The organism is Microbispora sp. KK1-11, from assembly GCF_006874435.1.
Classification (GTDB): domain Bacteria; phylum Actinomycetota; class Actinomycetes; order Streptosporangiales; family Streptosporangiaceae; genus Microbispora; species Microbispora catharanthi.
Genome location: NZ_VIRJ01000038.1, coordinates 25,436 through 44,585 on the forward strand (window position 1 = coordinate 25,436; position 19,150 = coordinate 44,585).

At 72.8% G+C, this 19,150-nt stretch carries 19 protein-coding genes; 7 read left to right on the top strand and 12 right to left on the bottom strand.

The window, feature by feature from the left end; translation table 11 throughout:
- Positions 1-22: 22 nt before the first annotated feature.
- The 3 genes from FLW16_RS37150 to FLW16_RS37160 are packed head-to-tail and all read left to right on the top strand — an operon-like array spanning position 23 to position 3,548.
- On the top strand, positions 23-2,254 hold the full coding sequence (locus tag FLW16_RS37150) for a penicillin acylase family protein (RefSeq protein ID WP_142565513.1): 2,232 nt from the start codon (positions 23-25) through the stop codon (positions 2,252-2,254).
- Positions 2,244-2,825 carry a GNAT family N-acetyltransferase gene (locus tag FLW16_RS37155; protein ID WP_142565516.1) on the top strand — a complete coding sequence of 194 codons (582 nt, stop codon included), beginning with the start codon at positions 2,244-2,246 and terminating at the stop codon, positions 2,823-2,825. Before FLW16_RS37150 ends, FLW16_RS37155 begins: the two co-directional genes overlap by 11 nt.
- A gap of 15 nt (positions 2,826-2,840) precedes the next feature.
- The gene (locus FLW16_RS37160) at positions 2,841-3,548 is read left to right on the top strand and encodes a (2Fe-2S)-binding protein (protein WP_142565518.1); all 708 of its coding nucleotides are present in this window, start codon (positions 2,841-2,843) and stop codon (positions 3,546-3,548) included.
- A gap of 49 nt (positions 3,549-3,597) precedes the next feature.
- On the opposite strand, the gene FLW16_RS37165 is transcribed toward FLW16_RS37160, so the two are convergent.
- From FLW16_RS37165 to FLW16_RS37210, 10 genes are all read right to left on the bottom strand, one after another.
- Entirely contained in the window at positions 3,598-4,515 is a 918-nt protein-coding gene (locus FLW16_RS37165; protein ID WP_142565520.1) for an RNA polymerase sigma-70 factor, read from the bottom strand.
- Positions 4,515-5,720: an NAD(P)/FAD-dependent oxidoreductase gene (locus FLW16_RS37170; protein ID WP_142565522.1), complete on the bottom strand. Its 1,206-nt coding sequence runs from the start codon at positions 5,718-5,720 to the stop codon at positions 4,515-4,517. Before FLW16_RS37170 ends, FLW16_RS37165 begins: the two co-directional genes overlap by 1 nt.
- A gap of 115 nt (positions 5,721-5,835) precedes the next feature.
- The gene (locus FLW16_RS37175) at positions 5,836-6,108 is read right to left on the bottom strand and encodes a hypothetical protein (protein ID WP_142565524.1); all 273 of its coding nucleotides are present in this window, start codon (positions 6,106-6,108) and stop codon (positions 5,836-5,838) included.
- Positions 6,105-6,305 carry a hypothetical protein gene (locus tag FLW16_RS37180; protein WP_142565526.1) on the bottom strand — a complete coding sequence of 67 codons (201 nt, stop codon included), beginning with the start codon at positions 6,303-6,305 and terminating at the stop codon, positions 6,105-6,107. The genes FLW16_RS37175 and FLW16_RS37180 overlap by 4 nt, the downstream gene beginning before the upstream one ends.
- Positions 6,306-6,416: 111 nt before the next feature.
- Complete coding sequence (locus tag FLW16_RS37185; RefSeq protein WP_142565528.1) at positions 6,417-7,085, bottom strand: response regulator; 669 nt, start codon at positions 7,083-7,085, stop codon at positions 6,417-6,419.
- Complete coding sequence (locus tag FLW16_RS37190) at positions 7,082-9,700, bottom strand: sensor histidine kinase KdpD (protein ID WP_142565531.1); 2,619 nt, start codon at positions 9,698-9,700, stop codon at positions 7,082-7,084. Before FLW16_RS37190 ends, FLW16_RS37185 begins: the two co-directional genes overlap by 4 nt.
- Before the next feature lie 6 nt (positions 9,701-9,706).
- Entirely contained in the window at positions 9,707-10,570 is an 864-nt protein-coding gene (locus tag FLW16_RS37195; RefSeq protein ID WP_142565610.1) for a potassium-transporting ATPase subunit C, read from the bottom strand.
- Positions 10,571-10,584: 14 nt separating this feature from the next.
- Positions 10,585-12,693, bottom strand: coding sequence for a potassium-transporting ATPase subunit KdpB (gene kdpB, locus FLW16_RS37200; RefSeq protein WP_142565533.1), 2,109 nt, complete (start codon positions 12,691-12,693; stop codon positions 10,585-10,587).
- Between the two features lie 2 nt (positions 12,694-12,695).
- The gene (gene kdpA / locus FLW16_RS37205; protein ID WP_142565535.1) at positions 12,696-14,357 is read right to left on the bottom strand and encodes a potassium-transporting ATPase subunit KdpA; all 1,662 of its coding nucleotides are present in this window, start codon (positions 14,355-14,357) and stop codon (positions 12,696-12,698) included.
- Positions 14,357-14,446, bottom strand: coding sequence for a potassium-transporting ATPase subunit F (locus FLW16_RS37210; RefSeq protein WP_051762707.1), 90 nt, complete (start codon positions 14,444-14,446; stop codon positions 14,357-14,359). The genes kdpA and FLW16_RS37210 overlap by 1 nt, the downstream gene beginning before the upstream one ends.
- Before the next feature lie 322 nt (positions 14,447-14,768).
- On the opposite strand from FLW16_RS37210, the gene FLW16_RS37220 reads away from it, so the two are divergent.
- Complete coding sequence (locus tag FLW16_RS37220) at positions 14,769-15,221, top strand: DUF3147 family protein (protein WP_185949760.1); 453 nt, start codon at positions 14,769-14,771, stop codon at positions 15,219-15,221.
- Positions 15,218-15,661: a DUF3147 family protein gene (locus FLW16_RS37225; protein WP_142565539.1), complete on the top strand. Its 444-nt coding sequence runs from the start codon at positions 15,218-15,220 to the stop codon at positions 15,659-15,661. The genes FLW16_RS37220 and FLW16_RS37225 overlap by 4 nt, the downstream gene beginning before the upstream one ends.
- 36 nt (positions 15,662-15,697) lie before the next feature.
- Here FLW16_RS37225 and FLW16_RS37230 read toward each other — a convergent pair whose 3' ends face one another.
- Positions 15,698-16,303 carry a dihydrofolate reductase family protein gene (locus FLW16_RS37230; RefSeq protein ID WP_142565541.1) on the bottom strand — a complete coding sequence of 202 codons (606 nt, stop codon included), beginning with the start codon at positions 16,301-16,303 and terminating at the stop codon, positions 15,698-15,700.
- A gap of 312 nt (positions 16,304-16,615) precedes the next feature.
- Here FLW16_RS37230 and FLW16_RS37235 point away from each other — a divergent pair, with 312 nt between their 5' ends.
- Positions 16,616-17,716: an RICIN domain-containing protein gene (locus FLW16_RS37235; RefSeq protein ID WP_142565543.1), complete on the top strand. Its 1,101-nt coding sequence runs from the start codon at positions 16,616-16,618 to the stop codon at positions 17,714-17,716.
- A 26-nt stretch (positions 17,717-17,742) separates the two neighbouring features.
- Here FLW16_RS37235 and FLW16_RS37240 read toward each other — a convergent pair whose 3' ends face one another.
- Positions 17,743-18,387: an isochorismatase family protein gene (locus tag FLW16_RS37240; protein WP_142565545.1), complete on the bottom strand. Its 645-nt coding sequence runs from the start codon at positions 18,385-18,387 to the stop codon at positions 17,743-17,745.
- A 94-nt stretch (positions 18,388-18,481) separates the two neighbouring features.
- Here FLW16_RS37240 and FLW16_RS37245 point away from each other — a divergent pair, with 94 nt between their 5' ends.
- A complete protein-coding gene (locus FLW16_RS37245; RefSeq protein WP_142565547.1) occupies positions 18,482-19,120 on the top strand; it encodes a TetR family transcriptional regulator in 639 nt (212 codons plus the stop codon).
- Positions 19,121-19,150 lie beyond the last annotated feature (30 nt).

A 19,150-nucleotide genomic window follows, 5' to 3' on the forward strand; every position in this document is an offset into this window, starting at 1 on the left:
TCCTGCTGTCGGAGACGGCGTCATGAGCAGGGTGTATCGGGACGCCTGGGGCATCCCCCACCTGCGCGCGGGCGATCCGTACGAACTGGCCTTCGCCCAGGGGCGGGTCACGGCCCTTGACCGGGCCTGGCAGATCGAGGTCGAGCGGCGCAGGGCGACCGGCACGTCGGCGGCGATCCTCGGGCCGGACGCCGTCTCGTGGGACCGCTTCGCCCGGCAGGCCCGGCTCGCGGACACCGCCGAGCGCTGCCTGCACGCCCTGGACGACGACACGGCGCGCTGGCTGAACGCCTACGTGGACGGGGTCAACGCCGGGCTCCCCGAAGGGGCGCGCCGGGCTCCGGAGTTCACCGCGACGGAAGCGGCACGCCCCGAAACGGCACGGCACGACGGCACACGGCTCGAAGCGGCAGGGCTCGAAACGGCAGGGCTCGAAACGGCAGGGCTCGAAACGGCAGGGCTCGCGCCGGGCCGGTGGGAGCCGTGGACGCCGATGGCGGTCTGGCTGTCCCACCACATCCTCTTCGCGCACTTCCCGGCCAAGCTGTGGCGCGAGGCGGTGGCCGAGCGGCTGGGTCCCGAGGCGGTCGCGCTGTTCGCGGCCGACGGGCCGGGCACCGGCGGGAGCAACGGCTGGCTGGTTCCCGCCGATCGCACCGCCACCGGCGCGGCCCTGATCGCGGGCGATCCCCACCGGTTCATCGAGGACCCCGGCTTCTACCAGCAGATCCGCCTGGCCTGTCCCGAGTTCGACGTGGTGGGACTGGCCGTGCCGGGTGTTCCGGGCATCGCCCACTTCGGGCACGCCGGCTCGGTCGCCTGGGCGATCACCAACGCCATGGCCGACTACCAGGACCTCTACCGCGAGCGGCTCCGGCGCGGGGACGGCGGCGTCGAGGCGCTGGGACCGGACGGCTGGCGTCCCTGCACCGCCCACGTCGAGGCCGTCGAGGTGGCGGGGGAGGCGCCGGTCGAGGTCGAGGTCGTCGAGACCGAGCGCGGCCCGGTCGTCATGACGGACACCCGCGTCCGGAGGGAGACCGGCCACGGACGCGTGTGGGAGGCGGTGAGCCTGCGATACCCGCCTCGGGTGCGCCGTGACCTGGGGTTCGCGGCGCTGCCGGCGCTGCTGCGGGCGAAGACCGTGGCCGACGTGGACCGGGCCCTCGACCGCTGGGCCGAGCCCGTCAACGTCGTGCTCGCCGCGGACACCGACGGCGGGCTGCTGCACCGCGTCGCCGGGACCGTGCCCGTCCGCCACCCCGACAACGGGCTCCGGGTCGTGCCCGCCTGGGAGCCCGGCCACGAGTGGGACGACCGGCCCGCGCCGATGCCACGCCGCGAGGTCCGCGGCATCACCGTTATGGCCAACGAGCGGGGGATCGCCGCGCCGCTCGGCGTCGAGTTCGCCCCGCCCCACCGCGCCGACCGGATCAGGCGCCTGCTCGACGGGTCGCCGCGCTGGTCGGCCGGGGACATGGCGGCCGTCCACACCGACACCCTGCTGCCCGGCGCCGGCCCTCTCCTCGACCTGCTGGCCGGACTGGACGGGCTCGGCCCCGAGGCCGTACGCCTGCGGGACCGGCTGTCGGCCTGGGACCGGCGCATGGACGCCGGCAGCACCGGCGCGGCGGCGTACGCGGCGGTCCGGGCCGAGGTGGTGCGTCGCCTGACGGCCCATCCCGCCCTGGCCTCCCTGGCCGGACTGGACGAGGAGGTACCCGAGGTCTTCCGGCCGTGGCTCGCGCCGGCGCCCCGTGTCGCGTACGCCCTGGAGAGCCTGCTGACGACCGGCCTGCTGCCCGGGCTGGACCGGGCGGCCCTCGCCGAACCGGCCCGGGCGGCGCTGGAGGACGTTGCGGCGCGCGGTGAGACGAGCGGCGTCTCGTGGGGCGACCTGCACCGGCTCGCCCCCTGGCGGGCGGTGCCGTCCCCTGCGATCTCACCCCCTGTGGACGACCCGGGCTCTGTGGGCGCGGCGCCGGTGGAGGCGGGCCTGCCGGGCGACCACGACTGTGTGCTGTCCACGTCGAGCGTGCCGGGCGTCACCCATCACTGCGCCCGGGGCCCGGCGGCGCGCTACGTGTGGGACCTCGCCCGGCGTGACGGGAGCCTGTGGATCGTCCCGTTCGGCGCGAGCGGCGTGCCCGGCGACCCCCATCGGCGTGACCAGCACCCGCTGTGGCTGCGCGGCGAGCTCGTGCCGGTGATCACGGACTGGAACCGATTGACGGAGGAGCGACATGACCCCTGACGCACACACCCCGGCCCCCGCACGGCGCGAGGCCGTGTGGGAGCAGGTGGTCGAGGGATTCGGTGCCTTCCGCATCGTGCCGGTGGACCCGCCCGCCGACGCCGGGCTGATCCACTCCTGGGTCGTCGAGGAGCGGGCCCGGTTCTGGGGCATGCTCGACGCGAGCCGCGAACGCGTTCTGGAGATCTACGACTACCTGGACGGTCTCGCCACCCACCACGCCTATCTCGTCCACCGCGACGACCGGCCGGTGGCGCTCTTCCAGACGTACGAGCCCGAGGCCGACCCGGTCGGGGAGTGCTACGACGTCCAGCCGGGCGACTTCGGCGTCCACCTGCTCCTCGGACCGGCGTCGGGGGAGGGCGAGCGCGGCTTCACCCCCGCCCTGCTGTCCGTGCTCCTCGCGTACGCGTTCTCCGACCCGCGCAACACCCGGATCGTGGCCGAGCCGGACACCCGCAACGACAAGGTGATCGACCGGATGCTGCGGACCGGCTTCACCCTCGGGCCCGAGATCGACCTGCCGGACAAGCGGGCCCGGCTGCTCTTCCTCACCAGAGACCACCGCTGACACAAGGAGTGCGGAGTGCTGCTCGACGCCCTTTCCGACCATCTGGAAGGCCTCGCGGCGGAGCGGGGCGGCGTGCTGGGGGTCCTGCCCAGGCTGGTCGCCGACGACTCCCCCGGCTGGATCCCCGCCGCCGCCCTCGTGCGGGAGCCGTACGAGGGGCTGCTCGCGCTGGTGGACGAGACGGGCGGACGCTGGAGCGCGCCGCGTCACGTCGCGGCGGCGCTGCTGTGGAAGACCTACGGCTACTGGCACACGATGCCGATGGCCCTGGGCTGGGGTCTCGGCCGCCGGGTGCCGCTGATGCGCCTGAAGGACACGCTGGTCAGGCCGTCCGCGGCCGGGGTGACGGTGGCGGCGTCGCGGGTGACCGTGGCCGTGCTCCCCGGCGACCCGCTGGCCGGGATCGAGGGCACCGTCGTCGTCCCCGACCTCGCGGCGGCCATCAGGGAGGCGCTCCTGGAGAGCCAGTATCCGTTCGTCAAAGCGCTCGGCGCCCTGACCAAGGTGGGCGAGCGCACCCTGTGGGGCTCCACCGCGGAGGCGTTCGCCCACCCGCTGCTCACGCTCGGGTCGTACGCCGAGGCGGCCCGGCTGCTGGACGAGATCGGGCCGCCGGTGGCCGGACTGCTCGTGCCCGACGGTGACGGATACCGCCGCCGCACGTGCTGCCTGTGGGTCACGCTGCCGGACGCCGACCCCTGCTCCACCTGCTGCGTACGGTGAGCCGCACATGAGATCGTGACAGTCTCCCGCGCCCGCCGGGGACCGGTGCTCACCGCGTCCCGAGGCTGCGGGTGATGCCATCGGCGACCGCCTGGAGTTTGTCCGGGTTGGCGACGTTGTGGATGGTGGTGATCCGGCCGTCGGTGTCGAAGTCGAAGGTGACGGTGGCGATCACACGACCGGGGCCGCTGAAGACGATGCCGGGACCGCCGTTGATCTCGACGAGCTCGGCGTTCATGTCGGCGGGCGCGATGCCCTGGTAGCTGACGGTGCCGACGGCCGCGAACCAGGCGGCCACCGTCGCCGCGCCCACCACCGGGCGCAGGGCCTGGCGGACCTTGCCGCCGCCGTCGGTCCACAGGGTGACGTCCGGGGACAGCAACTCCATCAGGGCGTTCATGTCGCCACCGGTCGCGGCGGCGAAGAACCGCTCGGTGACCTCACGCTGCCGCGACCGGTCCGCCGCGAAGCGCGGCCGCCGGGCCCGCACATGCTCGCGAGCGCGGTGCGCCGCCTGCCGGACCGCGGTTTCCGAGCGCTCGACCGCCTCCGCGATCTCGGCGTGGCTGAAGCCGAAGACCTCCTTCAGCACGAACACCGCGCGTTCGAGCGGGCTCAGCGTCTCCAGCACCACGAGCATCGCCATCGACACCGACTCGGCGTCCGCGACGGTCTCAGCGGTGTCTCCGCTGGTGAGGATGGGCTCCGGAAGCCACGGCCCCACATAGGCCTCACGCTTGCGCTGGGTGGAGCGCAGCCGTTCCAGCGCCACATTCGACACGATCCGCGTCAGGTACGCCTTCGGGTCGGCCACCTGCGAGCGGTCGGCCGCCGCCCAGTTGATCCAGGCGTCCTGGACCGCGTCCTCGGCATCGGCCGCGGTGCCGAGGATGCGGTAGGCCACCGAGAACAGCAGGTTCCGATGCTGGACGAACACCTGATGGTCGAGGTCGGAAGGCCGGCTCATCACACCTCCCGCACCCGGGTGAAGCGGCCCCCGCGGGGCCAGAACGCGCCCGAGGCGGGCATCTTCTTCATGCGGCCCCACGTCGGCCAGGGTGCAGCAGTCACCGTCTCCTTGTATCGGACGGCGATGCGTCCGGTCAGGTACAGCCCCCGGGGGCTGTCGTCGGGGTGGGTGAACTGCACGACCGCGTCGTTCCTGCCCAGGCTGACCGGCGTGTGGTAGTAGCCGAAGCGGAACGGCTTGGGCCGCTTGCCCTTCAGCTCCCGGACGATCGACACCGCGGCGTGCACACCGGTCGGCATGCCGCCCTGGCAGGTGCCGTGCATGACGCCGTAGCCCTGGCGGATCGCCGCCGCGTCGCCCACGGCGTACACCTTGGGGTGGGACACCGACCGCAGCGCGGCGTCGGTGACGACGCGGCCGCGTTCGTCGACGGTGATTCCGGCGGCGGCCGCCAGCGGTGACACCCGCGTACCGCTCGTCCACAGGACCGCGTCTGCCGCCACGCTCTCCCCGCCGGCCAGCTCGACCGTGCCGGGCAGCACCTTCACCACCTCGACCCCGCTGCGGACCCGCACGCCCAGGCGGTCGAGCGCGGACCGCAGATAAGCCCTGGCCTTCGGGTTCATGGCCGCACCCGGCTCATCGCGGCCCAGCAGCACGACGTTCAGCTCCGGGTGCCGCTCGGCGATCTCCGCGGCCGACTCGACGCCGGTCAGCCCACTGCCGACGACCACCACCGTGCCGCTGCCGAGCCGCGACAGCCGGTCGGCCAGCACCTCGGCGTCCTGGGCGCTGTTCAGGGTGTACGCGTGGTCCTCGACGCCCGGCACCGCCGCCGTGTCGGCCACGCCGCCCAACGCGTACACCAGCGTGTCGTAGGGCAGGACGCGTTCGTCGTCGATCCGCACGGTCTTCGCGTCCACGTCCACCGCCGTCACCCACCCGCGCTCGAAGTTCGCGCCCGTACCCTCAAGCAGCTCGGGGATGCTCAGCTCGGCGAGCCGCTGTCCGGTCGCCGTCATGTGCAGCCGCAGCCGCTCGGTGAACCGCTCCTGCGCGTTCACCAGGGTCACCCGCACCTGCTCGCTCCGCTTGCCGACCCGGCACGCGAGCTGGATCGCCGCGGACAGGCCCGCGTACCCCGCTCCCAGGATCACCACGCGGTGGGTGGTCGCCGTGCCGGCTTCGTGCTGTGCGCTCATCGCTTCCGCCTCCTCGCTTGACCGTTGACGACCAGCAGATGGAGGCAGGCCACCCGGACGTGACATGCGCCCGATGTGATCCGCGCCACAGCCCCTCAGTCAGGGGAGAGGCGGGTCAGGCCGGATCGGGTGTGACGGTGGCGACGATGTGCGCCGCGACCTCTGTCGGCGAAATACTCGTCGTGTCGACGACCTGCGCCTCGCGGCTGAGCCAGGGGAGAGCGTCCTGGTAGGCCGTCAGGTGGTGCAGCGGCAGGCCCGTGGCATGCCTGAGCATGACGCCCACCTGCTCGGGGTCGAAGAAGTGGGCTCCCGGGATCAATCGCACGAGTTCCGCCGCCGTGGTGGTCTTCCCCACGCCGAACGTCCCGTTCAGCCAGACGATCACAGGGATTCGTTCCGCCGCCGTACGGCTGCGGCCCGGGCGGCGAGGAGCACGGACAGGGCCTCGCAGTCGTCCGGGGTGAGCGGCGCGAAGGGGAGCAGGTAGAGCCCGCCTCCCGGGCCGTCGACGAGCTCGACCGGCAGGGGACGTGTGGGCACGTCAGTCGGCGCGGTGATGGTCGGCGCGGTGATGGTGGTCATGATGAAGCGATTCTTCCGCACCCGACCGACAGTTCCGCACCCGCGACGCCCGGCCTCGGGCGCCGCCGCGGGCGTGCGTGCCGGGCGCTCGAAGAGCACTACGCCCCGCCGTCAGGGGGTGAATCGGTAGCCCATGCCCGGCTCGGTGATCAGGTGCACGGGGTGGGCGGGCTCCTTCTCCAGCTTGCGCCGGAGCTGGGCCATGTACTGCCGCAGGTAGTGCGTCTCCTTGACGTACTGCGCGCCCCACACCTCGCTCAGCAGCTGCCGCTGGCTGATCAGCTTGCCGGGGTTGCGGACCAGGAGTTCGAGGATGTGCCACTCGGTCGGGGTCAGCCGTACGTCGCCAGAGACGGTCTTGTCGGCGAGGTCGATCACGTGCTCCCCGATCCGTACGCGGGCGGGCTCGCTCTCCCGGGAGCCGGTGCGCCGGGTCACGGCGCGCACGCGGGCCAGCAGCTCGTCCACCCCGAAGGGCTTGGTCACGTAGTCGTCCGCCCCTGCGTCCAGCGCGTCGATCTTGTCCTGGTTGCCGGTGCGCCCCGACAGCACGATGATCGGAACGCTGCTCCAGCCGCGTACGCCGTGGATGACCTCGACTCCGTCCATGTCGGGCAGCCCGAGGTCCAGCACGATCAGGTCGGGACGCCGGTCGGCGGCCTCCCGCAACGCGGAGCCGCCGTCCGCCGCGACGGCGACCTCGTATCCGCGCGCGGCCAGGTTGATCCGCAGCGCGCGGAGGATCTGCGGCTCGTCGTCGACGACGAGGATCCGGCTCACGGCGCCGCGCCGCCGAGATCCGGAGAACCGCCGGAATCCAGAGAACCGCCGAGCTTCGCCGGGCTTTCGACCACGTCGTGGGTGTGCACGGCGACGGGCAGGGTCAGGATCATGGTGAGCCCTCCCCCGGGCGTCTCGTCGGGCGTCAACTCTCCTCCCATCGCCTCGGTCAGTCCGCGCGCCAGGGCCAGGCCCAGCCCGACCCCGCTGTGGTTGTCCCGGTCCCCCAGCCGCTGGAAGGGCAGGAAGATCCGGTCGTAGGCGTCGCGCGGCACACCGGGCCCACGGTCGATTATCCGGATCTCGGCCCGGTCGCCGTACCTGCTGGCGGTGACGAGCACGCTCTCCCCTGCGGGGCTGTAACGGACGGCGTTGGCGACCACGTTGGCGAGCACCCGCTCCAGCAGCGCCGGATCGGCGACGACCTCGGGCAGGTCGGGCGGGATGTCGATCTTCACCTCGGCGGCGAGCGGCCCGAGGTCGTCGACCGCCAGGGGCACGATCTCCTCGACGGCGACCGGCTGGGCGGCCACGCCGAGCACCCCGGCCTGCAGGCGGCTCATGTCGAGCAGGTTCGCCACCAGGCGGTCGAGCCTGGCCAGCGACTCGTCCGCGGCCTCCAGCAACTCGGCGCGGTCCTCCGCGGACCACTCGACGTCGGTGGCGCGCAGGCTCTCCACGGCGGCCTTCGCCGCGGCCAGCGGAGTGCGCAGGTCGTGGCTGACCGCCGCGAGCAGCGCGGTGCGCATCCTGTCGGCCTCCGCGAGCGGCCTGGCCTGCCCGGCCTCCTCCTCCAGCCGTTCCTGCCGCAGGGCGACGGCGATCTGCGCGGCGAACGCCTCGATCACGCGCCGTTCCGAGGCGTCGAGCAGCCGCCCGCGCGCGGCGAGCACGAGGTCGCCGTCGATGTCCACGTCGGTGCCGGCGGCGTCCGGGCAGGTGCACGGCTCTCCCCCCGAGGTGGCGACGATCCGCCAGGAGGCGGGATCGGTTCGGTCGTCCGGCCCCTGCCCCGCCTCGGGCCGCCGTTCCAGCAGGGTGACCGAGACCAGGCCGAACGTCTCCCGCGTACGCGCGAGCAGGGAGGGCACGGCGGCCTCGCCGCGCAGCACGTGCCCGGCCAGCGCGGACAGGATCTCCGCGTCCGCCCCGGCGCGGGCCGCCTCCCTCGTACGGCGGGCCGCCACGTCCACGATCATGCTGACCGCCGCCGCGACGAACACGAAGACGACCAGGGCGAAGAGGTTCTCCGGGTTGGCGATCGTCAGGGTGTGCAGGGGCGGGGTGAAGAAGAAGTTGAGCAGCAGCGACCCGGCGACCGCCGCCGTGATCGCCGGCCACATGCCGCCGATCAGCGCCACGCCCACGACGGTGGTCAGGAACAGCAGGATGAAGCTCGGCAGCGCCAGCGTGCCCCGGAAGGGGAGCAGGACGGCGCTGAGCAGCGGCAGACCGGTGAGCGCGACGGCCCACCCCGCCAGCCTGCGCCGCCGGGTGAGCGCCGCGCGCGACCGCTGCGGGCGCTCCCGTCCCTTCTTGACCTGCTCGTGCGTGATCATGTGGACGTCGATCGAGCCTGACCTGGCGGTCGTCTCGACGCCCACCCCTCTGCTGAAGATCTGGGCGACCCGGCCGCGCCGGGAGGCGCCGAGCACGAGCTGGGTGGCGTTGACGCCGCGGGCGAACTCCAGCAGCGCCCGCGGCACGTCGTCGCCCACCACCTGGTGGTAGGTGCCGCCCATGCTCTCCACGAGGGCGCGCTGGCGCGCCAGCAGCGCCGGGTCGCCTCCGGCGAGCCCGTCCGCCCGGGTGACGTGGACGGCGAGCAGGTCGGCGCCCTTGGTGCGGGCGGCGACGCGGGCGGCCCGCCGGACGAGCGTGTCGCCCTCCGGGCCCCCGGTCAGCGCGACGACGACCCGCTCGCGCGCCTCCCACGTGTCGGCGATGCCGTGCTCGGCGCGGTAGCGGTCGAGCTGCTCGTCCACCTCGTCGGCGAGCCACAGCAGGGCCAGCTCGCGAAGCGCGGTGAGGTTGCCGACGCGGAAGTAGTTGGCCAGGGCGGCGTCCACCTTCTCCGGCATGTACACGTTGCCGTGCGCGAGCCGCCGCCGCAGCGCCTCCGGGGTCATGTCGACCAGCTCGACCTGGTCGGCCCGCCGTACGACCTCGTCGGGCACGGTCTCGCGCTGCGGGATGCCGGTGATGTGCTGGACGACGTCGTTGACCGACTCCAGGTGCTGGATGTTCACCGTGGAGATCACGTCGATTCCGGCGTCGAGGAGCTCGTCGATGTCCTGCCAGCGCTTGGCGTTGCGCGAGCCCGGCACGTTGGTGTGCGCCAGCTCGTCGACCAGGGCGACCCGCGGGCGCCGGGCGACGACCGCGTCGACGTCCAGCTCGGTGAAGTCCGCCCCCCGGTACGTCAGGGTCCTGCGGGGGACGATCTCCAGCCCCTCCAGCAGTCGCGCGGTGCGTACGCGGCCGTGGGTCTCCACCAGGCCGACCACGACGTCCGTGCCGCGTTCCCTGCGGCGGTGCCCCTCGCAGAGCATGGCGTACGTCTTGCCGACCCCGGGTGCCGCGCCGAGGTAGATCCGCAGCCGCCCGCGTGGCATGGCCGCTCACCTCTCCCTGTCGAGGGCCAGATTGAGCTCCAGCACGTTCACGCCCGGCTCCCCCAGGAAGCCGAGGGCGCGGCCGGCCGTGTGCGCCCTGATGAGGGCCAGCACCCTGCGCACGTCCAGTCCCCGCTCCCTGGCCACCCGGGGGGCCTGCAGTTCGGCGTACGCGACGGAGATGTGCGGGTCGAGCCCGCTGCCGCTCGCCGTCACGGCGTCCGGCGGGACGACCGCGTGGGCGTTTCCCCGCACCGGCACCGTATGCCCTGATGAATAGTCCTCACCAGGTCTGCCGCACTCGACCTTCACGCCCTCGTACGTGGCGACGAACGGCGTGGCCGGGCACGCCTGGTTGACGCTGACGGCCCTCGTGGGCCTGCCGGCGACGGGAAAGACCTTGAGCACCGCGCCCACCCCGTCCGCCGTGCAGTAGGGCCTGGCCCCGCTGACGCCCTCCAGCTCGCCGACCGCCTTGGAGCGCGCGCACACCTGGGTGAGCAGGGAGACCCTGCCCTTCCTCGCGGCCTGGTCGGCCCCCCGGGGGTCGGGCAGCCGGTCGACCACGTCCTGCGGGCCGAGGTTGCTCGCGCCCGAGGCCATCGGGTCGTAGCCGCCCGCGGAGGGGCGGCTCTGGAAGTACTTCGTGAGCGGGGCGCCGTCCTTGCCGGTGAAGCTCTGCCCGATGAGGGCGCTGCCCACGTCCCTGCCGTCCTCGCGCAGGATCGAGCCACCGGCCCGGTGGGGGAGGAGGACCTGGGCGATGCCGGTCACCAGCAGGGGATACAGCCCGCCCAGGATCACGGTGAGCACGGCGACGGCCCGGACCGCCGCGAGGTGCCGGCGGAGCGTGTTCGGCAGGCGTTCCATCACGTTCCCAGCCATCAGGACATCCCCGGAAGGAATTGAACGAACAGGTCGATGAGCTTGATGCCGACGAAGGGCGTGACGACACCGCCCAGGCCGTACAGGCAGAGGTTGCGGCCGAGCAGCTTCGACGCGCTCGAGGGCCGGTAACGCACGCCGCGCAGGGCGAGGGGGATCAGCGCGACGATGACCAGGGCGTTGAAGATCACCGCGGACAGGATGGCCGACTGCGGGCTGTGCAGCCGCATGACGTTCAGCGTGTCGAGACCCGGATAGACGGCCGCGAACATGGCCGGGATGATCGCGAAATACTTCGCGATGTCGTTGGCGATCGAGAACGTGGTCAGCGCCCCCCGCGTGATCAGCAACTGCTTGCCGATCTCGACGATCTCGATGAGCTTGGTCGGGTTGGAGTCGAGGTCGACCATGTTCCCGGCCTCCTTGGCCGCCGAGGTGCCGGTGTTCATCGCCACCCCCACGTCTGCCTGGGCCAGCGCCGGGGCGTCGTTGGTGCCGTCGCCGGTCATCGCGACCAGCCGCCCGCCCTCCTGCTCCTTGCGGATCAGCGCGAGCTTGTCCTCCGGAGTCGCCTCGGCCAGGAAGTCGTCCACTCCGGCCTCCCTGGCGATGGCCCTGGCGGTCATCGGGTTGTCCCCGGTGATCATCACGGTGCGGATGCCCATGCGGCGCATCTCGTCGAACCGTTCCCGCATGCCCTGTTTGACCACGTCCTTGAGGTGGATCACCCCGAGCACGCGGGCCGTGCCGCCGCTCACCTCGCCGACGACGAGGGGCGTGCCGCCGGAGGCGGAGATCCCGTCCACCAGGTGACCGACACCCCCGGTGGGATGGCCGCCGTTGTCGCGCACCCACTTCATGACGGAGGTCGCGGCGCCCTTGCGAACCTGGCGCCCGTCCACGTTCACCCCGGACATCCGGGTCTGGGCGGTGAAGGCGATCCACTCCGCGTGGGCCAGCTCGCCCGGCTGGCGTTCGCGCAGGTCGTAGGCGCGTTTGGCGTGGACGACGACGGAACGCCCCTCGGGGGTCTCGTCGGCGAGGCTCGCCAGCTGCGCCGCCTCGGCCAGGTCGAGCTCGGAGACGCCCTCGGCCGGCACGAACTGCGACGCCTGCCGGTTGCCCAAGGTGATCGTGCCGGTCTTGTCCAGGAGGAGCGTCGTGACGTCGCCCGCGGCCTCGACCGCCCGCCCGCTCATCGCCAGCACGTTGCGCTGCACCAGGCGGTCCATGCCCGCGATCCCGATGGCCGACAGCAGCGCCCCGATCGTGGTCGGGATCAGGCAGACCAGCAACGACACCAGCACCACCCCGCTCACCCCGTCGGCGCCGAGCGCGGGTGTGTCCGGTACGCCGGGGTTCTGGGCCTTGGAGTAGATGGCCAGCGGCTGCATGGTCACCGTGGCGATCAGGAAGATGACCGTGAGCGCGGCCAGCAGGATGTTGAGTGCGATCTCGTTGGGGGTCTTCTGCCGGTCGGCGCCCTCGACCAGGGCGATCATCCGGTCGATGAAGCTCTCCCCCGGCTTCTGCGTGATCCGCACCACGATCCGGTCCGACAGCACCTTCGTGCCGCCCGTGACCGCCGACCGGTCCCCGCCCGACTCGCGGATCACCGGCGCGGACTCCCCGGTGATCGCCGACTCGTCCACGCTGGCGATGCCCTCGACCACGTCGCCGTCGCCCGGGATGACCTCCCCGGCCTCGACGACGACATGATCGCCCTGTCGCAGCTCCTGGGCGCCGACGACCTCCCATCGGGCGGGGTCGCGCGGGTCCGCCAGGCGGCGGGCCATGGTGTCGCGCTTGGCCGCCCGCAGCGTGGCGGCCTGGGCCTTGCCGCGGCCCTCGGCCACGGCCTCGGCCAGGGTGGCGAACAGCACGGTCAGCCACAGCCAGACCGCGATCGCCCAGGCGAACGCCGAAGGGGTCGCGACCGCCAGGCCCGTGGTGAGGAACGCGCCGATCTCGACGACGAACATGACCGGGTTGCGCCACAGCGTCGCCGGGTTCAGCTTGCGTACGGCGTCGGGCAGCGACCTCACGAGTTGCCGGGGATCGAGCAGGCCGCCGCTTCTGCCCTTCGCGCCTCGTGGTGACGTCGGCATGGCTAGGAGAGTCCTTCCGCGAGCGGCGCGAGCGCGAGGGCAGGCAGGAACGTGAGGGCGACGAGGACGACCGTGACGCCGGCCACCATCCCGACGAACTGGGGGCGGTGGGTGGGCAGCGTCCCCGCGGAGACCGGCACCGGCGCCTGCCGGGCCAGCGATCCGGCCAGCGCGAGGATGAAGACGATCGGCAGGAACCGGCCGAAGGCCATGCACAGGCCGAGCGCGACGCACCACCAGGGCGTGCCCGCCGAGATCCCGGCGAACGCCGAGCCGTTGTTGTTGGCCGCGCTCGTGAACGCGTAGAGGATCTCCGAGAGCCCGTGCGGGCCGCCGTTCAGCATGGCAGCGAGACCCGCCCGGTTGCCCATCGCCGCGGCCGTGCCGGCGAGCACGAGCGCCGGGGTGACCAGGAAGTAGAGCGAGGCCAGCTTGATCTCGCGCGAGCCGATCTTCTTGCCCAGGTATTCCGGCGTACGGCCCACCATCAGACCGGCCACGAAGACGGTGATCACGGCCAGCACGAGGATGCCGTACAGGCCGGAACCGGCGCCGCCGGGCGCGACCTCGCCGAGCATCATGTTCAGCATCGTCATCATGCCGCCCAGGGGCGTGAAGGAGTCGTGGGCGGAATTGGCGGCGCCGGTCGAGGTCAGCGTGCTCGCGGCGGCGAACGTCGCGGAGCCGGGCACACCGAAGCGGACCTCCTTGCCCTCCAGTGCCGCCCCGGCGGCCCGGGGGACCGTGGCGCCGCCGGAGACCTCGAAGACGTTCGTCAGCAGCACGCTCGCCAGGGCGATCACCGCCATGACGGCGAGGATCGCGTGTCCCTGCCGCACCTGGCCGACCATTCGGCCGAAGGTGCGCGGCAGCGCGACCGGGATCGCCAGGAGCAGGACGATCTGCAGCCAGTTCGTCCATCCCGCCGGATTCTCGAAGGGATGGGCGGAGTTGGCGTTGTAGAAGCCGCCGCCGTTGGTGCCGAGCTCCTTGACGGCCTCCTGGCTCGCCACCGGACCCCCGGTGATCGCCTGGGTGCCGCCGGTCAGCGTCGCCACCTCGTGCGGCGACGCGAGGTTCTGCACCACGCCCCCGGCGACCAGGACCAGCGCGGCGACGAACGCGATCGGCAGCAGGACCCGGAACGTGCCGCGCACGAGGTCCACCCAGAAGTTGCCGATGGTGTCGGTCTGCCTGCGGGCGAAGCCCCGCACGAGCGCGACCGCCACGGCCATGCCGACCGCCGCCGACACGAAGTTCTGCACCGCGAGGGCGGCCATCTGCACCAGGTGACCCATGACGGCCTCGCCCGGGTACGACTGCCAGTTGGTGTTCGTCACGAAGCTGACGGCCGTGTTCCAGGCGACGTGGGCGGGGACCGGCGGCCGCCCGAGGTCGAGGACCAGCCTGTCCTGCAGGCGCTGCATGCCGTACACGACCAGCACGGAGACCGCGGAGAAGGCCAGCAGGGCGCGTGCGTAGACCGCCCAGGGCTGCTCGGCGTCCGGCCGCACGCCGACGAGGCGGTAGACGAGGCGCTCGGCCGCGCTGTGGCGGGTGCCGGTGTAGACCCGGTACAGGTAGTCGCCCAGCAGCAGGTACACCACGGCGAGCACCGCGACGACGGACAGCACGAGCACGGCCCCTGCCGCTGCCGCGCCCATCAGAAGCGCTCCGGGAACAGCAGGGCCGCGACCATGAAGACCAGCAGCGCCGCGGCCACGCCGAGACCGACGGCGTTGATCACGCTCACAGGCGCTCCACCGCCCTCACGACGAGCCCGAAAACCGTGAACACCGCGATCGTCAGAGCGACGAAGATGACGTCCGCCATCCCCACTCCTCGGTTGTGATTACGTCCGCCGGCCTACGGCGGTCTCAGCACAAGCAAAGTCCGAGATCGTGGGCATTTGGCCGCTCTTGACGGCTTTCATACGGGTTCGAACCGAGTCTTGACGGGCTCTGTACGCGGCCCACGCCGGGGGTTTCGGGCGCACCCGCGCCGGAAATCAACGCGGTTCAACCGGCGAGCGGCGCCCCCCGAACATCTGTGTCGGCTTGGGGAGGGGACGCGGCGTGGGTGAGGTGACCGACCAGATCGTGGAGGTCCTCCTGAAGGCGCTGGCCGGGGGCGTCTTCGTGCTGGCCTTCGCCGCGCTGGCCGAGATGCTGACGCCGAAACGACTCGCCGGGGTGTTCTGCGCCGCCCCTTCGGTCGCCCTGGCCAGCCTCATCGTCACCGCGGGCATCGCCGGCGTCCCCGACGTCCTCGCCTCGGCCCGGGGCATGCAGATCGGCGCGGTCGGTTTCGCCCTCTACTGCCTGATCGCCGTTCCCCTGCTGACCAGGTGGGGCGCCTGGCGGGGGGCGCTGGCCGCGCTCGCCGTCTGGGGCGTCGTCGTGGCCGCCGGGTACGCGCTGGCGCCGCAGGGCTTCGGCCTGCTCGGCGTCCGGACCACGGCGGTCCCCGCTCCGCTTCCTCAATCGGCGGCCCTGGAACTCCTCCCGCCACCGGCGCGCCTGTCGTGAGCGCCCGTCATGACGACGGCCCGGCTCCCGGCGACGGCCGGACTCCTGACGACGACCGGAAGGTGCGGCTGCGGCTCAGTGAGCTGAGGCGACCGCCCATGCGCGACTGGGCGGTCCGGTTCGCGTTCGGCGCCGGGGTGTCGGCGCTCGCCGGGGTGGTGTCCGTGCTGGCCGGCCCGCGCGCGGGCGGGCTCTTCCTCGCGTTCCCGGCGATCCTGCTGGCGAGCGTCACCCTCGTCGCCAAGGAGGAGGGCGTGCGCCAGGCGGGGCAGGACGTGACGGGGGCGACCTTCGGCACCATCGGCCTGATCGGCTTCGCCGTCGTCGTGGCGCTCACGGTGACCGTCTGGCCGCTGTGGCTGTCCCTCACGATCGCCACCCTGACCTGGGCGGCCCTCTCCCTGGCCCTGTACGCCGCCGTGGCCCGGCTCCGCCGCTGAGCACGATCCACGGCGCCGGGTCACGACGGCGCTCGATCACCCCCCGGCGTTCGCCTCGGCAGCCCGGCGTGCGGCGGCCGGATCGGCGAGGCCCTCGCCGGTCGGCTCGTAGGTGAGCAGGACCACGCCCGAGGAGAACGCCTGCGTGCCGGCGAGCCGCAGCGTGGCGGGGTCCGCGGAGTCGTCGTCGAACAGGCGGGCGCCGCGACCGGCGAGCACGGGGTAGACGGCCAGGCGCATCTCGTCGAGGAGGTTCTCCCTCAGCAGCCACCGCACCAGCGCCGCGCTGCCGAAGACGAGGATGTCGCCGTCCACCTCCTTCTTCAGGACCTCGATCCGGGTCGCGGCGTCCGCGCCGATGATCGTGCTGTTGTTCCAGGGGGCCTCGGTCAGCGTGGTCGACACGACGTACTTCGGCAGGGTGTTCATCGCGTCGGCGTAGCCCACCTCGTCGGTCATCGACGGCCAGGAGGCCGCGAAGCCCTCGTAGGTGATCCGTCCGAGGAGCAGTGCCCGCGCCGCGCGGATCTGGTCGAGGCCGGCCTGCATCGAGTCCTCGCTGACGAATCCGAAAGCCCACTCGTGCGGGTTCTCGATGACGCCGTCAAGGGTGGTGAAAACAGACAGAACTATGCGTCCCATGGTTCGTATCCCTCATGTCGAGTGAGATGCGGCGGCGGACGTGCGCCAGTCGCCCGCGGAGATTGCGTGCGCCGCCACCCGCTGCAGAGATGGGCGATCACGTCCGCCGCCACGGCCCGCCCCCGCGACGCCACCCCCGAGCACCTGGGTGCTCCGGCGCCGACGGGCCGTTGTGCAAGGCCACCGTGGCCCGGCGCGCGGGCTCCCGTCCACACATCGGCGGTGTCCCGGACACTCCCGGACGATCTCGGACACGCCGGAGCGTGCATAGGCTGCCGTGGAAGCGCAGGGGATCTAGGGGAGGGAGAGAGCGTGACCGACAGCCGGCCACAGCCGCGGACCGCCACCACGCCCGCGGAGTTCGCCGCCCTGATGAGGCGCCTCCGGGCGTGGAGCGGGTGCAGTTACCGGCAGCTCGAACGCCGCGCAGAAGCCGTGGGCGACATCCTGCCGCGTGCCACTCTGGCCGACGCGCTCAATCGCCGGGATCTGCCGCGCGAAGACCTGCTCGCCGCGTTCGTACGGGCCTGCGGGGCGGACGACGACACCGTCGCCGAGTGGGTGGACGCCCGCCGCCGCCTGGCCGTCGCCCGCGAGACGACCACCCCGCTGCCCGGCGGCACGCCTGCCGCGGCCGGGGGTGAGACGCGTGTCGTGGCCTCCGACGAGATGCCGGCGGCGCCGTCACCCGCGTCCGCCCCGCCGGCTGCCGGACTGGCCGACGACGCGGGCGGGAGCGGCACCGGCCGGGTCCCGGCCTCGTCTCCCGTGAGCGCGGTCTCCGGGCGGAAGGCTCCGGTCGGCCGGAGACTGGTGGCGGGCGTCGCGGCCGCGGCCCTGCTCAGCCTGATCGGAGCCTGGCAGTTCGACCGCATCTCCACCGGCGTGGCGACCTCCCACACCTCCTCCACAGGCCAGGCGGGGTCGGACGAGGCCGCCCGGGCGGGCGGACCGGCGCCGGCCCGCAGGTGGGTCCGCGTGCGGCCGGCCGCCGACCCCTCCCTGTGCCTGACGGCGGGCCGTGCCAGGGACGTTCCGCACGATGACGAGGTCGCGGTCCTGCGTCCCTGCGCCGCGGCGGTACCGCCGCGGACCTTCCTCACCCCGGCGGGCGACGGCCTGTTCCGCCTCCAGTGGGATCACCCCGACCCGGCGAAGGGCGTCGGCTGCCTGACGGTGATCCCGGCAGGCCCGGCGGCGGGCATGCTGGAGCCCTGGAACGACTGCACCGGTGCCCGGCCCAACCAGCGCTTCCGGCTCGAACCGACCGGCGGGGACGGCTACCGCATCCGCCCGGCGTCGAGCGGCCGGTGCCTCGCGGTCAACGGAGACGACGGCGAGCCCGGGGCGGAGGCCGTCGAACGCCCCTGCGCCTCCGCGGCCGGACAGACCTTCCTCATCGAGCCCGAATAGCCCGCCGCATTCCAGGCCCCCGCGTTTCAGGCCGTCGTGGGCGCGAGCCGCCCCTGGTGCACACCGGCGAAGAACGTGCGGCCCGCCATCGTCATGGCCGGCTGGAACTCGGTCATCAACTGCGTGCGGTACGGCGCGTCGGCGAAGCGCGGATCCAGCTGGAACTCGGCGGCCAGCGACCACCAGGTGACCGGCACGACGCCGGACATCACCATCCGCTGCACCGCCGCGTCGTGCGCCTCCCTGCTGAGGCTCGCCGTGGCGTCCACCACGACGTACGCCTCGTATCCCTCGCGCAACGCGCCCAGTGCGGTCTGCAGCACGCAGCCGTCAGTGGCGATGCCGCCGATGACCAGCCGGCGGCGGCCGGTGGCGCGCACCGCCTCGGCGAAAGCCGGATCGAGGAAGGAGTTGAACGCCGTCGTGCGCTCGATCACCGGCCGATCGCCGACGACGTCCAGCAGTTCCGGATAGAGCGGGCCCGAGGGCTTGGACGCCTCGCCGTTGGTCACCACGAGGCCGCTGCCGTACAACGTGGCGGTCTTGGCGAGGCCGACGACGTTGGCGAGGTGCTCGCGCAGGTCGTGCGAGCGGAGCAGGTTGGCGAAGCCGACGGCGTAGTCGACCAGGACCACGGTGGTGTCGTCGGGGGAAAGCGGGGCGAGGTTCATCGCGATCACTCCTGGTATGCGAGGTCCCTAATGACCATCTGGTCAGTAATGTACGCCTGCATCGCCGCTACTGTCCACGTGTACAGTAAGCGGCATGGTGTCTGACGCGTCACAGGCCGACTCCGCGGAGCCCACGCCCGCGCCCACGAGGAAGCGGGTGCGCGACCCCGAGGCACGACGAGCCGCCATCCTCGCCGCGGCGCGCTCGGTCTTCGCCGAGCGCGGGTACGCGAAGGCGACCATCAGGGAGATCGCGCAGCGGGCAGGGGTGACCCACGGGCTCGTGGTGATGCACTTCTCGTCCAAGGAGCAGCTCTTCCTCGCCGCCGTTCCGGGGACGCGGGACCTCGCCGACAGCGTCCAGGGAGACGCCGAGGGATTGGCCGGGCGGGTCGCGCATGCCTACGTCGCCCGCATGGAGTCGGCCGACAGCGCCGATCCCTTCATCGCCCTCGTACGCAGCGCCGCCGGCGACCAGGAAGCCGCCAAGGGACTGCTGCGCGCCATGCGCGAGGAGAGCATCTCCGCCTACCGCACCGTGCTCACCGGCCCGGACGTCGCGCTGCGGGTCGACCTGCTCGGCGCGCACCTCATCGGGGTCACGTTCAGCCGATACGTCCTGGCCGACGGTCCGATCGCGGCCATGTCGGCCGACGAGCTGACCCGCTACCTCACCATGACACTCGACGGCATCCTGTTCGGCTCCGCCGGAGCGGCCCGCTCGTCCTCCTGATCGGGCCGGCGGCCCGATCACCCTGCCGCG

What these genes read in the sequence shown, in the direction of transcription:
- FLW16_RS37155 (WP_142565516.1), top strand. Translation starts at nt 2,244, where the DNA reads ATGACCCCTGACGCACACACCCCGGCCCCCGCACGGCGCGAGGCCGTG.
- FLW16_RS37230 (WP_142565541.1), bottom strand. Translation starts at nt 16,303, where the DNA reads ATGGGACGCATAGTTCTGTCTGTTTTCACCACCCTTGACGGCGTCATC.
- FLW16_RS37245 (WP_142565547.1), top strand. Translation starts at nt 18,482, where the DNA reads ATGGTGTCTGACGCGTCACAGGCCGACTCCGCGGAGCCCACGCCCGCG.
- FLW16_RS37195 (WP_142565610.1), bottom strand. Translation starts at nt 10,570, where the DNA reads ATGGAACGCCTGCCGAACACGCTCCGCCGGCACCTCGCGGCGGTCCGG.
- kdpA (WP_142565535.1), bottom strand. Translation starts at nt 14,357, where the DNA reads ATGGGCGCGGCAGCGGCAGGGGCCGTGCTCGTGCTGTCCGTCGTCGCG.
- FLW16_RS37170 (WP_142565522.1), bottom strand. Translation starts at nt 5,720, where the DNA reads ATGAGCGCACAGCACGAAGCCGGCACGGCGACCACCCACCGCGTGGTG.
- FLW16_RS37240 (WP_142565545.1), bottom strand. Translation starts at nt 18,387, where the DNA reads ATGAACCTCGCCCCGCTTTCCCCCGACGACACCACCGTGGTCCTGGTC.
- kdpB (WP_142565533.1), bottom strand. Translation starts at nt 12,693, where the DNA reads ATGCCGACGTCACCACGAGGCGCGAAGGGCAGAAGCGGCGGCCTGCTC.
- FLW16_RS37165 (WP_142565520.1), bottom strand. Translation starts at nt 4,515, where the DNA reads ATGAGCCGGCCTTCCGACCTCGACCATCAGGTGTTCGTCCAGCATCGG.
- FLW16_RS37190 (WP_142565531.1), bottom strand. Translation starts at nt 9,700, where the DNA reads ATGCCACGCGGGCGGCTGCGGATCTACCTCGGCGCGGCACCCGGGGTC.
- FLW16_RS37180 (WP_142565526.1), bottom strand. Translation starts at nt 6,305, where the DNA reads ATGACCACCATCACCGCGCCGACCATCACCGCGCCGACTGACGTGCCC.
- FLW16_RS37150 (WP_142565513.1), top strand. Translation starts at nt 23, where the DNA reads ATGAGCAGGGTGTATCGGGACGCCTGGGGCATCCCCCACCTGCGCGCG.